This window comes from Streptomyces sp. NRRL WC-3549, from assembly GCF_000721935.1.
Taxonomy (GTDB): domain Bacteria; phylum Actinomycetota; class Actinomycetes; order Streptomycetales; family Streptomycetaceae; genus Streptomyces.
The window spans coordinates 2,229-15,657 of sequence record NZ_KL585419.1 but is presented as its reverse complement, the minus strand read 5'-3'; the positions used below and the strand labels follow the sequence as shown (position 1 = coordinate 15,657).

The 13,429-nt window shown below is 70.2% G+C and carries 16 protein-coding genes; 5 read left to right on the top strand and 11 right to left on the bottom strand.

The features are described 5' to 3' along the window. Positions 1-745, top strand: a 745-nt coding sequence (locus IH13_RS0124300; protein WP_031087830.1) for a PTS transporter subunit EIIC, incomplete at its 5' end; no start/stop codon positions are given. Between the two features lie 71 nt (positions 746-816). Here IH13_RS0124300 and IH13_RS0124295 read toward each other — a convergent pair. After that, positions 817-1,569, bottom strand: coding sequence for an MBL fold metallo-hydrolase (locus IH13_RS0124295; protein WP_031087828.1), 753 nt, complete (start codon positions 1,567-1,569; stop codon positions 817-819). Between the two features lie 165 nt (positions 1,570-1,734). Here IH13_RS0124295 and IH13_RS0124290 point away from each other — a divergent pair, with 165 nt between their 5' ends. After that, positions 1,735-2,220, top strand: a complete 486-nt coding sequence (locus IH13_RS0124290) for a type II toxin-antitoxin system PemK/MazF family toxin (protein ID WP_031087826.1) — start codon at positions 1,735-1,737, stop codon at positions 2,218-2,220. A gap of 114 nt (positions 2,221-2,334) precedes the next feature. On the opposite strand, the gene IH13_RS0124285 is transcribed toward IH13_RS0124290, so the two are convergent. The 7 genes from IH13_RS0124285 to clpS all read right to left on the bottom strand — a co-directional run bounded on the left by IH13_RS0124285 (position 2,335) and on the right by clpS (position 7,174). Then, positions 2,335-3,285 carry a PLP-dependent cysteine synthase family protein gene (locus IH13_RS0124285; protein WP_031087824.1) on the bottom strand — a complete coding sequence of 317 codons (951 nt, stop codon included), beginning with the start codon at positions 3,283-3,285 and terminating at the stop codon, positions 2,335-2,337. Then, positions 3,285-3,563 carry a MoaD/ThiS family protein gene (locus IH13_RS0124280; RefSeq protein ID WP_031087822.1) on the bottom strand — a complete coding sequence of 93 codons (279 nt, stop codon included), beginning with the start codon at positions 3,561-3,563 and terminating at the stop codon, positions 3,285-3,287. Before IH13_RS0124280 ends, IH13_RS0124285 begins: the two co-directional genes overlap by 1 nt. A gap of 110 nt (positions 3,564-3,673) precedes the next feature. After that, on the bottom strand, positions 3,674-3,787 hold the full coding sequence (locus tag IH13_RS45815; protein ID WP_324605194.1) for a putative leader peptide: 114 nt from the start codon (positions 3,785-3,787) through the stop codon (positions 3,674-3,676). 140 nt (positions 3,788-3,927) lie between these two features. Continuing rightward, positions 3,928-4,362 (bottom strand): M67 family metallopeptidase, encoded by a 435-nt coding sequence (locus IH13_RS0124275; protein ID WP_031087821.1) that lies wholly within the window; start codon positions 4,360-4,362, stop codon positions 3,928-3,930. 112 nt (positions 4,363-4,474) lie between these two features. Beyond that, entirely contained in the window at positions 4,475-5,911 is a 1,437-nt protein-coding gene (locus IH13_RS0124270; RefSeq protein WP_031087818.1) for an amino acid permease, read from the bottom strand. A gap of 316 nt (positions 5,912-6,227) precedes the next feature. Then, complete coding sequence (locus tag IH13_RS0124265) at positions 6,228-6,815, bottom strand: DUF2017 domain-containing protein (protein WP_031087817.1); 588 nt, start codon at positions 6,813-6,815, stop codon at positions 6,228-6,230. Between the two features lie 50 nt (positions 6,816-6,865). Further along, positions 6,866-7,174, bottom strand: a complete 309-nt coding sequence (gene clpS / locus IH13_RS0124260; protein ID WP_031087815.1) for an ATP-dependent Clp protease adapter ClpS — start codon at positions 7,172-7,174, stop codon at positions 6,866-6,868. Between the two features lie 88 nt (positions 7,175-7,262). Here clpS and IH13_RS0124255 point away from each other — a divergent pair, with 88 nt between their 5' ends. Together IH13_RS0124255 and IH13_RS0124250 are read left to right on the top strand one after the other, a co-directional pair. Further along, positions 7,263-8,591 carry a nicotinate phosphoribosyltransferase gene (locus IH13_RS0124255; protein ID WP_031087813.1) on the top strand — a complete coding sequence of 443 codons (1,329 nt, stop codon included), beginning with the start codon at positions 7,263-7,265 and terminating at the stop codon, positions 8,589-8,591. 174 nt (positions 8,592-8,765) lie between these two features. Then, on the top strand, positions 8,766-9,350 hold the full coding sequence (locus IH13_RS0124250) for an isochorismatase family protein (protein ID WP_031087812.1): 585 nt from the start codon (positions 8,766-8,768) through the stop codon (positions 9,348-9,350). 16 nt (positions 9,351-9,366) lie between these two features. Here IH13_RS0124250 and IH13_RS0124245 read toward each other — a convergent pair whose 3' ends face one another. Then, complete coding sequence (locus IH13_RS0124245; protein WP_031087811.1) at positions 9,367-9,714, bottom strand: hypothetical protein; 348 nt, start codon at positions 9,712-9,714, stop codon at positions 9,367-9,369. A 122-nt stretch (positions 9,715-9,836) separates the two neighbouring features. Further along, complete coding sequence (locus tag IH13_RS0124240; protein WP_031087809.1) at positions 9,837-12,236, bottom strand: immune inhibitor A domain-containing protein; 2,400 nt, start codon at positions 12,234-12,236, stop codon at positions 9,837-9,839. 378 nt (positions 12,237-12,614) lie between these two features. On the opposite strand from IH13_RS0124240, the gene IH13_RS0124235 reads away from it, so the two are divergent. Next, positions 12,615-12,875, top strand: a complete 261-nt coding sequence (locus IH13_RS0124235; protein ID WP_031087806.1) for a hypothetical protein — start codon at positions 12,615-12,617, stop codon at positions 12,873-12,875. An 11-nt stretch (positions 12,876-12,886) separates the two neighbouring features. Here the strand turns inward: IH13_RS0124235 and IH13_RS0124230 are convergent. After that, positions 12,887-13,429: RDD family protein (locus tag IH13_RS0124230; RefSeq protein WP_031087805.1), on the bottom strand; the 543-nt coding region annotated here is incomplete at its 5' end.

Here is a 13,429-nt window from a genome sequence, read left to right as displayed (position 1 = left end):
CCGCCGCCTGGTCCCGATCCTCTCCGCGATCGCGGGCCTGTTCATCGGTATCGTCTTCGGGTACATCTGGCCGGTGCTCGGCACCGGGCTGCACAACTTCGGTGAGTGGCTGGTCGGTTCGGGCGCGGTCGGCGCCGGCATCTTCGGTGTGGCCAACCGTGCGCTGATCCCGGTCGGCATGCACCACCTGCTCAACTCCTTCCCGTGGTTCCAGGCCGGTGAGTACGAGGGCAAGAGCGGCGACATCGGCCGCTTCCTGGCCGGTGACCCGACCGCCGGGCAGTTCATGACCGGCTTCTTCCCGATCATGATGTTCGCCCTTCCGGCCGCCTGCCTCGCGATCGTCCACTGTGCCCGCCCGGAGCGCCGCAAGGTCGTCGGCGGCATGATGTTCTCGCTCGCCGCCACCGCGTTCGTGACGGGTGTCACCGAGCCGATCGAGTTCACGTTCATGTTCATCGCGCCGGTGCTGTACGCGATCCACGCGGTGCTGACGGGTGTCTCCATGGCCCTGACGTGGGGCCTGGGCATGAAGGACGGCTTCGGCTTCTCGGCCGGCGCGGTCGACTTCTTCCTCAACCTGGGCATCGCGACGAAGCCCTGGCTGCTGGTGCTGGTCGGCCTCTGCTTCGCGGTCGTCTACTACGCGGTCTTCCGGTTCGCGATCACCAAGTTCAACCTTCCGACGCCGGGCCGTGAGTCCGACGAGGAGCTCGCCGAGCTCCAGAAGGCGGAGGCCAAGTAGGCCCCGCCCGTACGCCACGAGCCCCCGTCCTTCGTGAAGGGCGGGGGCTCGTGGCGTTCCCGGGACCGGGCTCAGACCTCGTACACGGCGCCGGGGGTGGCCAGCTCGACCGGGCCGTCGTAGACCTCGCGGGCGTCGGCGCGGTTGCGTTCGGCGTCGGTCCACGGCGGGATGTGGGTGAGGACGAGGCGTCCCGCGCCGGCGCGTGCGGCGTACTCACCGGCCTCGCGGCCGTTGAGGTGGAGGTCCGGGATGTCCTCCTTGCCGTGCACGAACGACGCCTCGCAGAGGAACAGGTCCGCGCCCTCCGCGAGTTCGGCCAGCGCCTCACAGGTGCCCGTGTCACCGGAGTACACGAGGGTGCGGCCGTTGTGCTCGAGGCGGATGCCGAAGGTCTCGACGGGGTGGCTGACCTGTTCCGTGCGGACCGAGAAGGGGCCGATCTCGAACGAGCCGGACTTCAGCGTGCGGAAGTCGAAGACCTCGCCCATCGCGTGGTCGGACGGGGTGTCGGCGTGGGCGGTCGTCAGCCGCTGCTCGGTGCCCTCGGGCCCGTACACCGGGAGGAGCGCGGCGCGGCCCCCGTCGAAGCGGTAGTACCGGACGACGAAGTACGCGCACATGTCGATGCAGTGATCGGCGTGGAGGTGGCTGAGGAAGATGGCGTCGAGGTCGTAGAGACCCACATGGCGCTGCAACTCGCCGAGGGCTCCGTTGCCCATGTCGAGGAGCAGCCGGAAGCCGTCGGCCTCTACGAGGTAGCTCGAGCATGCCGAACCCGCGGACGGGAACGAGCCGGAGCAGCCGACGACGGTGAGCTTCATGAAGCGTGAACCTCCGGGACATGGGAACGGGGAGGGTTCGTACGGTCCGTCGAGCCTAAGGCGCCGGGCCACCGGTCGCGCCTCCACGGCCTGCCGTTGTGGGGGAACTCACCTGTGCTGTCACCGGTTCGATGGAAGTCGGGCCCGGGCCGGTACGGTCGGGTGATGAACACGTGGTGGTGGGTGGCGCTGGCCGCCGTGGTCCTGCTGGCCCTCGTCGCGTCGGTGGCCGACGGGTGGGGGCGCAGCGGTCGCGGCCCCCGGGGCCGGCGGCCGGGCGGGCGGACCCGGCCGCCGCGCGGGCGGGCGCCCGGGCGGCCGGCGCCACGGCCCCGGCCGGGCGGGGCGCCGCGGCCCGGGGAGATCTGGTGGGCCGACGTCCCGTACGAGGACGGGCCCGGGTCGAAGGACCGGCCGTGCCTGGTGCTGTCGGTGCGGGACGGGACGGCGGTGGTCGCCAAGATCACCAGCAAGGTCCACACGGAGCGGCCGGGGGTGATCGCGCTCGCTCCGGGGGCGGTGGGTGACGCCCGGGGGCGGCGGAGCTACCTGGAGACGGACGAGTTGCGGGACGTGCCGGTGCCGGCGTTCCGCCGGAGGGCGGGCGAGGTGGGGCCCGAGGTGTGGGACCGGGTGCGCGGGCTGGGCTGAGGCGGGCGCCGGGCGGGGCACGGCCCCGTACGTCCGGAGCCGGGCGCCCCCTGGGTGGGTGCGCCCGGCTCGGGGCGGTGCTCCGGTGTACGGCGGCTGGGTGGTGCGTGCGGGTCACGCCCAGAGCTGGCCGTGCAGGGTTTCGATGGCGGCTTCCGTCGTCGGGGCCGTGTAGACGCCGGTCGACAGGTACTTCCAGCCGCCGTCCGCGACGACGAACACGATGTCCGCCGGCCGGCCGGCCTTGACGGCCTTCTGTCCGACGCCGATCGCCGCGTGGAGCGCGGCGCCGGTGGAGACGCCCGCGAAGATGCCCTCCTGCTGGAGGAGTTCGCGGGTGCGGGTGACCGCGTCGGCGGAGCCGACCGAGAAGCGGGTGGTGAGCACCGAGGCGTCGTACAGCTCCGGTACGAAGCCCTCGTCGAGGTTGCGCAGGCCGTAGACCAGGTCGTCGTAACGGGGTTCGGCGGCCACGATCGCGACGTCCGGCTTGTGCTCGCGCAGGTAGCGGCCGACGCCCATGAGGGTGCCGGTGGTGCCGAGGCCCGCCACGAAGTGGGTGAGGGAGGGGAGGTCGGTGAGGATCTCGGGGCCGGTGGTGGCGTAGTGGGCGCCGGCGTTGTCCGGGTTGCCGTACTGGTAGAGCATCACCCAGTCCGGGTGCTCGGCCGAGAGTTCCTTGGCGACGCGGACGGCGGTGTTGGAGCCGCCGGCCGCCGGGGAGGAGATGATCTCCGCGCCCCACATGGCGAGGAGGTCGCGCCGCTCCTGGGAGGTGTTCTCCGGCATGACGCACACGATGCGGTAGCCCTTGAGCTTGGCCGCCATCGCGAGCGAGATGCCGGTGTTGCCGCTCGTCGGCTCCAGGATCGTGCAGCCGGGTGTCAGGCGGCCGTCCTTCTCCGCCTGCTCGACCATGTGGAGCGCGGGGCGGTCCTTGATCGAGCCGGTGGGGTTGCGGTCCTCCAGCTTGGCCCAGATGCGGACCTCGTCGGACGGGGAGAGCCGCGGGAGACGGACCAGGGGCGTGTTGCCCACAGCCGCGAGCGGGGACTCGTACCGCATCAGCGCATGCCGCCGGCCACGGCGGGGAGGATGGTGACGTTGTCGCCGTCGGCCAGCTTCGTGGAGATGCCGTCGAGGAACCGCACGTCCTCGTCGTTGAGGTACACGTTCACGAAGCGGCGGAGCTTGTCGCCGTCGACGATGCGCTCGCGGATGCCGTTGTGGCGGCTCTCCAGGTCGGCGAAGAGGTCGGCGAGGGTCTCCCCGTTGCCTTCGACCACCTTGGCGCCGTCGGTGTAGGTGCGGAGGATGGTCGGGATGCGGACCTCGATGGCCATGGCGTGGGCTCCTGTCGAAAGCGTGGAGTGTGCGGGGGGCGTGCGTTGGCGCCCCCGCGCGGGGGTGGTGCGTACGGATGGGGCTCGGACCGCGGCTCAGGCCGTGCGGTTCACGGGCATGCCGCGGCGGGACACATCGCGCTGGACAGCCTGCACAGGTCGACGTGCAGCCGCGCGACGAGCAGTGTGCCCGGCGTCTTCTCGCTCACGTCATGGGGAACCATGCGCTCATCGTATCGATTCCCCACCGGGAACCCGGAGTGTGATCCCACATGGTGGAAGAAGGGTGTTCACCAGGCGGACGTCACGTCGGGGGAAGACAGCCGGGCCGGGGGCGGGGCGTTCGGCGCCCGCCCCCGGAAGGTCATGCGGCCGGCGGGTACGCCTCGACGATCTCGACGTCCTCCTCGGTGATCTCACCGTCCAGGATGCGGTACGAGCGGAACTGGAAGGGGCCCGCGTCGTCGGCGTCCGCGGTGGAGACCAGGACGTAGTGGGCGCCGGGTTCGTTGGCGTACGTGACGTCCGTGCGGGACGGATAGGCCTCGGTCGCCGTGTGGGAGTGGTAGATGATCACCGGCTCCTCGTCGCGGTCGTCCATCTCGCGGTAGAGCTTCAGCAGGTCCGTCGAGTCGAACTCGTAGAACGTGGGCGAGCGCGCGGCGTTGAGCATCGGGATGAAGCGTTCGGCGCGGCCCGTTCCGGCCGGGCCCGCGACCACGCCGCACGCCTCGTCGGGGTGGTCGGCCCGGGAGTGCGCCACGATCTGGTCGTAGAGCGCCTGTGTGATGGTCAGCATGGCGCCAGGATAAGCATCCGGGCCCTCCTGTACCGAGGGGTGGTACGGGAGGGCCCGGATGGCGGACACGACCGTTGGGGCGACCGGTGTCCGCGGGGATGCCGAGCGCGGTTCAGCGGCGCTTGGCGAAGGAGGTGCTCTCGGGGTTGCGGGCCTTGAGCACCAGGTAGGAGACGCCGAGGACGAGTGCCCACAGCGGTGCGCAGTACAGCGAGATCCGGGCGTCCTCGTCGATCGCCATCATCAGGATCACCAGACCGATGAAGCCGAGCGCGAACCACGAAGTGACGGGCGCTCCGGGCGCCTTGAACGAGGACTGCGGGAGCTGTCCCCGGTCGGCGGCGGCGCGGTAGCGGATCTGGCTGACGAGGATCATGATCCAGGCCCACATGCCGGAGATGGTGGCGAAGGAGACGACGTAGGTGAACGCGTCGCCCGGCCACTGGTAGTTGATCCAGACACCGACGAGCATCAGCGCGGCGGAGAAGGTGGTGCCGAGCAGCGGCAGGCCGTTCCTCGTCAGCTTGGTGAAGGCGCGCGGCCCCTGGCCGTTGACCGCGAGGTCGCGCAGCATCCGGCCGGTGGAGTACATGCCGGAGTTGCAGGAGGAGAGGGCGGCGGTGAGCACGACGAAGTTGACGATCGCGGCGCCGATACCGAGGCCCATCTGCTCGAACGCGGCCACGAACGGCGAGACGCCGGGCTTGAAAGTGCTCCACGGGACCACCGAGAGGATCATGATGAGGGCGCCGACGTAGAAGACGGCGATGCGCCAGGGCACGGTGTTGATCGCCTTGGGCAGGACGGTCTCGGGATCCTTGGACTCACCGGCGGTGACACCGACCAGTTCGACGGCGAGGAAGGCGAACATCACGATCTGAAGCGTCATCAGGGTGCCGCTGATGCCGTGGGGGAAGATACCGCCGTCGTTCCACAGGTTGGCGACGGTGGCCGTGTCACCGGCGTCGGAGAAGCCGACGGTGAGGACGCCCGCACAGATGAGGATCATGCCGAGGATCGCGGTGACCTTGACCATCGAGAACCAGAACTCCAGCTCGCCGAAGAGCTTCACGGAGATCAGGTTGGCGCCGTACAGGACGACGGTGAAGACCAGCGCGGACAGCCATTGCGGGATGGCCCACCAGTACGTCATGTAGGTGGCGGCGGCGGTCACTTCGGTGATTCCCGTGACGACCCAGAAGAGCCAGTAGGTCCAGCCGGTCACGAATCCGAAGAAGGGGCCGATGAATTCGCGTGCGTACTCCGAGAAGGAGCCGGAAACCGGGCGGTACATGAGGAGTTCGCCCAGGGCCCGCATGATGAAGAAGATGACCAGGCCCGCGATGGCGTAGGCCAGGACGAGACTGGGTCCGGCCCGGTCGATGGCTTTGCCCGCACCGAGGAAGAGCCCCGTGCCGATGGCGCCGCCGATGGCGATCATCTGGATCTGCCGGGCTCCCAGGCCTCTCTGGTAGCCCTCTCCCGGTGTGCCCGCTTCCGTGGCCTTCGGGTCGTCCGCCTGTCCTTCGTCGACCTGCGCCGATGTCATGGTGGTGCGCCTTTCTCCACGCCGATCCGCGCCCTCGCAGGCGACGGATCAGGTCCTGATCCCCCCGGATATGGATGGAGTGCCGCCGGCGTTCGGCCGGCTTGTAGCGCCCCCGGGGACAGGGGTGGCGTCCCCGGGCGGTCGTGAAGATTTACCACGGGTGCCCGGGGGATCCACGAGACATTCTGTGGCGCACGCCACAGGAAAAAGCGGACAAGGGTTTCCAGGCCCTGCAAAGAAGGCCGTTCGGGTGACGCGATCGTTATTCGGATTTGAGCATCCGTTGAGCGAACACGTGCCGCCCCCGGAACACCCTTCAGTCGGGCATCAGCGTCTCGACGAGGGTTTCCTGGAGCGCGCCCAGCCAGAGGTAGGCCATCACCATGGGCTTGCGGGGGTCGCTGTCGGGCAGCCGGTAGAGCGAGCCGTCCTGCCCCTCGTCCTCGTCGGACACCTCCAGCCGTGTGCCGATGGTGAGCCGCAGGTCGTTGAGGGAGCCCAGCCAGTGCCGGGAGTCCTCGGCGTCGAGCGTGAGCACCGCACCCTCCTCCCCGACGGGCTGGAGCGCGTCCAGGGTCCGTACGACGACGAGGGCGTCCTCCCGCTTGCGCCCGCGCAGGTCCAGCTCGGTGAAGCGGCGGAACTCGGCGGAGGCCTCGCGCAGCTCCTGGTCCTCGTTGCTGTAGGCGTCGGGGAAGAGCCGGGCCACGGCCGGGTCGGCGGGGGGTTCGCTCGGCCCTTCCGCGAAGAGCGCGGCCAGCGGGTCCTCCCCCTCGGCGGGTTCGTCGCCAGGGCCGATCAGCTCCAGCAGCTGGACGGCGAGGGAGCGCAGGATGGCGATCTCGACCTCGTCGAGCGCGACGGCCGCGCCGCCGCCGGGGGTGGCCTCGAAGTGGCCGGCCATGGATTCTCCGATTGGTGGGTCGGACTGAGGGGCAGCGGGGCAGCGGTGGGTCAGTTGCGGTCCTGGGTCAGCGTGGCCCAGAGGCCGTAGCCGTGCATGGCCTGGACGTCGCGCTCCATCTCCTCGCGGCTCCCGCTGGAGACGACCGCGCGGCCCTTCTGGTGGACGTCGAGCATCAGCTTGTGCGCCTTGTCCTTGGAGTAGCCGAAGTAGGCCTGGAAGACGTACGTCACATAGCTCATGAGGTTGACCGGGTCGTTGTGCACCAGCGTTACCCAGGGGACGTCGGGCTCGGGGACGATGTAGGTCTCCTCGGCCGATTCGGGACGTTCGATCTCTACGGGGGAAGCAACGCTCACCCTCCCATGCTGCCACCAGGGTGGGGCTCCCGCATAAACGGCGACCCCATCTCGTCACTTTGACGAATAAGGGGGTAGCATCCCCGGCATGAACTCAGCGGACCTTGGGCGACGGGTCGGTGTGCCGTCGACCGCGCTCTTCACCGACCAGTACGAGCTCACGATGGTGCAGGCCGCACTGAAGGCGGGCACCGCCGACCGGCGCTCCGTCTTCGAGGCGTTCACCCGCCGCCTGCCCGAGGGGCGGCGCTACGGCGTCGTCGCGGGCACCGGGCGGGTGCTCGACGCGGTGGAGAACTTCCACTTCGACGACGAGATGCTCGCCTTCCTCCGGGACCAGCACGTCGTGGACGCGGCCACCGCCGACTGGCTGGCCGACTACCGCTTCAGCGGCGACATCTGGGGCTACCCGGAGGGCGAGGTGTACTTCCCCGGCTCGCCGCTCCTGCGGGTCGAGGGCTCCTTCGCCGAGTGCGTGCTGCTGGAGACCGTGATCCTGTCCATCCTCAACCACGACTCCGCGATCGCCGCCGCGGCCTCCAGGATGTCGGCGGCGGCGGGCGGGCGCCGGCTGATCGAGATGGGCGCCCGGCGCACGCACGAGCTGTCCGCGGTGGCCGCCTCGCGCGCCGCGTACGTCGGCGGCTTCCACACCACCTCGGACCTCGCGGCGGGCTTCCGGTACAACATCCCGACCGTCGGGACCAGCGCGCACGCCTTCACGCTGCTCCACGACAGCGAGCGCGACGCGTTCCAGGCCCAGGTGGAATCGCTGGGACGGGGCACCACGCTGCTGGTCGACACCTACGACGTCACCGAGGCGGTCCGTACGGCGGTGGAGATCGCGGGGCCGGAGCTCGGTGCCGTACGCATCGACTCGGGCGACCTGCTGCTGGTCGCGCACCGGGTGCGGCAGCAACTGGACGAGCTGGGCGCCACGGAGACGAAGATCGTGGTCACCTCCGACCTCGACGAGTACGCGATCGCCTCCCTGGCCGCCGCGCCGGTCGACTCGTACGGGGTGGGCACCCAGCTGGTCACCGGGAGCGGGCACCCCACCTGCTCGATGGTCTACAAGCTGGTGGCCCGCGCGGAGACCGGCGACCCGGACGCCCCGCTGGTCCCGGTGGCAAAGAAATCGCTGGGCGCGAAGTCGTCGAGGGGCGGCCGCAAGTGGGCGGCGCGCCGGCCGGACGCGTACGGGGTGGCCGAGGCGGAGGTGATCGGCACCGGCGGCGTACCGGCGGACCTCGCGGACAGGCAGCTCCAGGTCGAGCTGGTCAGGGGTGGTGAGGTGGTCGCCCGGGAGCCGCTGGAGGCGGCGCGCGACCGGCACATCGCGGCCCGGGCCGGGCTGCCGATGTCGGCGATGCAGCTGTCCCGGGGCGAGCCGGTGCTGCCCACCGAGTACGTCTGACGGGGCCGGGCCGCGCGGGACGGGGAGGCACCCGGGACCCGCTCCGGGACGCGTGGGGAGGCCGTTACCCCTCCCGCACGCCCCGTCGAGTCTCTAGGCTCGAAGACGACCCACCGCCCCCTTCCTCTCCGCCGCCCCGCTCCACCCGTCGAACCCCACCGAAGGACACCCGCCATGCACCGCGCCTTGATCGTCGTCGACGTTCAGAACGACTTCTGCGAGGGCGGCAGCCTCGCGGTGGCGGGCGGCGCCGACGTCGCCGCCGCCATCACCGACCTGATCGGCGAGGCCCAGCCCGGCTACCGCCACGTGGTGGCCACCCGTGACCACCACATCGACCCGGGCGGCCACTTCTCCGCCACGCCCGATTTCGAGGACTCCTGGCCGCCGCACTGCGTGGCCGGCACGGAGGGCGTCGGCTTCCACCCGAACTTCGCCCCCGCCGTCGCCTCCGGCGCCATCGCCACGGTGTTCGACAAGGGGGCGTACGAGGCCGCCTACAGCGGTTTCGAGGGCACCGACGAGAACGGCACCGGCCTCGCCCAGTGGCTGCGGGACCGGTCCGTCACCGCCGTCGACGTCGTCGGCATCGCCACGGACCACTGCGTGCGGGCCACCGCGCTCGACGCGGTCCGCGAGGGCTTCGAGACCCATGTGCTGCTGGACCTGACGGCGGGCGTCGCCGAGGGGACGACCGAGCGGGCCCTGGAGGAGCTGCGGACGGCGGGCGTGCAGCTGTCGGGCAAGCCCGTCGTCTGACCGCCCCCGCCCGCGCTCAGGCGGCCGGGCGGGCCGGTCCGGCGTATCCCGCGGGGCCCAGCAGGGCCCGGATCGGGTGCCAGAGCTCCTGGCCGGTCTGCGGCGCCGTCCGCCACAGCAGCCCGTCCGGGTGGTGCAGCACCGCCGTGATCTCGTCCGGGGTGGGCGGCTGGGCGTTGCCCCGGAGGTAGACGGCGCGCAGCCCCAGGTTGCGGAGCCTGGTCAGGGCCCGCGCCCGGTTCGCGGCGTGCACCAGCACCCGCACGGGGCCCCCGGGGCCCCCGGCTCCCTCCGGCGGGCGGTTCAGCGCCAGGGCCACCACCACCGTGCCGTTCGGCAATCTGCAGAATCCTCCGCCTGCCATGCTCCGCGCTCCCCCGTAAGACTTCGTGTCAATAAGGATCGGTCACGACGCACCTAAACACGATCGGCCGCCGCCCGCCAGGGGGCGACGACCGATCAAGCGCTGAGCTGCGGTGTTGCTGACTACCGGCCGGAGGGGCCGACCTTCACGGTCATCGTGGAGCCGCTGAGGGGCTCGCTGACGATCGTGATCCGGGTGTTGGTGTCAGAGACCTTCACGCTTCCCGTGGGGTTCTCCTTGTACCAGTACGTGCCCAGCCGGTCGTCGAAGACCGGGTTGCCCAGGGACGCCGGGATCCTCAGCGGCACGTCCGCGTTGTGCAGCGTGAACCCCTTGTTCGGGTACCAGCTGAACGGCGCGTCGAACGGCTGGATCTTGTTGCGCAGGAGCGTGCCGTCCTTCCACTTGAGCGGCTTCGCGTGCGAGTCCACCGGCAGGATCAGGCCCTGACCCGGGTGCACGGAGGTGTTGTTGTCCTTCTGGGAGGTGTCCCAGAGCCACACCATCAGGCCGTTCTGGTAGGCGTAGTGCTCGACCCAGTCGGGGCGCGTCGTGGAGAAGCCGAAGTTGTACGGGCCGACCTCGAGGGTCTTGTCGTACGAGACGTACTGGCGGTTCTCCGCGATGTAGTACTGCGAATAGTCGTTGGTGAACGACTCACCGATCCGCGAGAAGCCCTTGGCGGTCCAGCCGTTGTCGTCGCCCTCCGCACCGTCGGTGAAGAGCGCGGCGCCGTCGGCGGTGACCGTGAGGGCGTCGGCCGTGAAGCCCTTGCCGCTCGCGCCGCCGTCCGTCTGGTAGCGGAAGCGGAGGTCGATCTTCTTGCCCGCGTAGGCGTCCAGCGGGAAGGAGAGCTTCTGGTACCCGCCCGATGCGCCGGTCAGGGCCGGCTTGTCGCTCGCGTCACGCGGGAGGGCCTGGCCGTCGGCGGTGCCGTCCAGCGCGGTCCAGCTCGTGCCGCCGTTGTCCGAGACCTCGGTGTAGAGGTAGTCGTAGTCGGCCTCGATGTCGTACCAGCCGGACAGGTCCAGCGAGGCGGACGTCCTGCCGGTGAGGTCGACCGAGCGCGTCAGGGTGTTCGACAGGTCGTCGCCCATGTCGCTCCACCACTGCTTGGTGCCCTCGGCCGGCTTGGTGACCGTGGTGGTGACGGGCTTCTTCGGCAGCTCGACGACGAGCGCCTGCTTGTCCTTGGTGTTGTACTCCGACACGCCCAGCTTGTGCGTCGACTTCGTGGCGGCCTTGGCCGTGTCGTAGTCGAGCCAGCCGAGCTGGAGCTTGTCCCAGGCGGTCATGTCGCCGGGGAGGTTGCCGATCTGGCCGTCGCCGGTGCCGAGCCAGGAGCCCGCCGACATCAGGGACCAGAAACCGACGGAGTTCTCGCCGCCGCCGGAGGTGTCGTAGAGGTCCGGCAGACCGAGGTCGTGGGCGTACTCGTGGGCGAAGACGCCCAGGCCGCCGTTCTCGGGCTGCGCGGTGTAGTCGCCGACCCAGTAGCCCGTGTCACCGATCTCGGCGCCACCGGCCTTGTTGTCCGCGGGGCCCGTCGCACCGGCGTTGGTGCCGTACGCGTACCAGCGGTGCGCCCAGATGGCGTCGGTGCCCTGGGCGCCGCCGCCCGCGGACTCGTCCTCACCGGCGTGGACCAGCTGGAAGTGGTCGATGTAGCCGTCCGGCTCGTTGAAGTCGCCGTCGCCGTCGTAGTCGTAGCGGTCCCACTGGTCGTACTGGGAGAGGTCGGCCTTGATCTGGTCGAGCGTGCGGCCCTTGGCCTTCTGGTCGGCGACCCAGGCGTTGACGCCGTCGCGGACCACGTCCCAGACGTTGGCGCAGTTGGTCGAACCGCAGTAGTTCGAGCCGTAACGGGCCTCGTTGTACGGGACCTTGACCCAGTCGGAGACCTCGCCGTCGACCGAGTAGCGCCCGGAGGACGTCTTCTCGTAGTACGTCTTCAGCGAATCCTTGCCCTTGGCGTCACCGAAGTACAGCTCCTGGAAGTGGGCCTGGTTGTAGTCGGCCTGCCAGGCGGTGCTGTTGTCCTTCTTCGGGTCGGGCTCGGCTATCCGGTTGTGCAGCGGGCCGGGCGTGCCGCCGTACTTCTTGACGGGCGGCTTCGGGCCGTCGCCGTCGGGGTCGTACATCGTGGTGTCGTCGACCTGGTCGCCGAACTCCACGAGGATGGTGAAGATCTTGTCGGTCTTCTCGCGGCCGAGCTCGACGTACTTGCTCCTGCCGAGCTGGACGACCTTGGAGCCGCTGCGGGACGTGACCTTCTTCTGCCCGGAGAGCACCTTCTCCAGCGCGGCCTGACGCCGGGCGTCGTGCTCCTTGCTGAAGGGGCCTTCCAGGTCGTGCTCGTGCGCCTTGACCGGTGCCGGGTCGCGGTGGCCCGCGACGGACGCACCCGCTCCCGACGTCTTGTCATCTGCCTGTGCGGTGGCGAAAGTAGACGCCGTCGCGGCGGTGGCGGCCAGGGCCACGGCTACCGCGGTGGCGCGTAGCGCCCGTCTCTGAGTGCTCACGTGATGCAGTCCTCCCCGGCGTTCGCGGTCACGGCCAGGGGGGTGAGAAGGGGCCGCGCGCGTCAACGCTTCACAAGTGACGACATTCGATCGGAGTTGCGAGAGAAAAGACAGATCTTGACTTGAACAGGCCAAGTGCACTATGCGGGAGGCGGTCTCCGCCATGCGGACACCGGTCCCCGCGCCACGGCCTCAACCGGCGCGTACGGAACGGAAATCGGCGAGCGCATGACTCCGTGCGCCCCCCGTGCACCGGCACCACGGGCCAGGCCGCGCTTACCGCGTGTCCGCCACGGGCATCCACCGTCAAAGAGTCGACCGGCCGTGCGAACGTGTCGAGCGACCGCCTCATCCGACGCCCGGGGGACGGATACCGCCATGCCGCGTGTGACTGCCGCGCAGGTCTCCTACGGTTCGGCCACCGTCGTCCTCTCCGCTCTCGTCATGCTGCTGCTCTCCGGCACGGACTCCACCGCCGGGACGGCGCTCACCGGCACCGCCGCCCTGCTGCCCGGCCTGCTGGTGTCCATGGCCGCGCCCCGGCCGCGACGCGCCGGGACCCCGACGTCCGCGGCCCCGGACGTGCCGATACCCGCCGTGCGTACGGAGCGCGTCGGCGAACACTCGCTGCGCCGCTGAACGGCCAAGCGTCAGGGCACGGTGACCACAACCGTCTTGCCCGCCTTGTCCTGCAGCCCCTGCCGGTAGGGCTTGTCGGTGAACATCAGCACGATGTTGATGAGCCACCACAGGCAGGGGCAGCAGAGCAGCGCCGGGAGCCAGAGCACCACGGCGCGCATCAGCGCGGAGTTGGTGTCGGGCACCGATCCGTCATTGAGCATCGCGACCCGCATCTTCAGCAGCCGCTTGCCGGGCGTCCGGCCGTCCTTGTGCGTGAAGTACGTGTCGTAGGCGACGTAGACCACGCAGCCGATCAGCGACCAGACCAGCTGGTGCCCGTTGTAGGAATTGCCGATCGCGTTGCCGAAGTCGTTCTTCCCGCCGTCGGAGGTCACGTCGACGGCCCCGCCGAAGGGGAGCGAGATCAGATAGAGGGGGATCGAGATGATGAGGAAGTCGATCAGCCGCGCCAGGATCCGCTTGCCCGGCTCGGCCAGCGGCGGCATGCCCGCCAGCGGGTCGCCCCGGTACGGACCCCCGCCCCCGTAGGGCCCTCCGCCGCCGTACGGGCC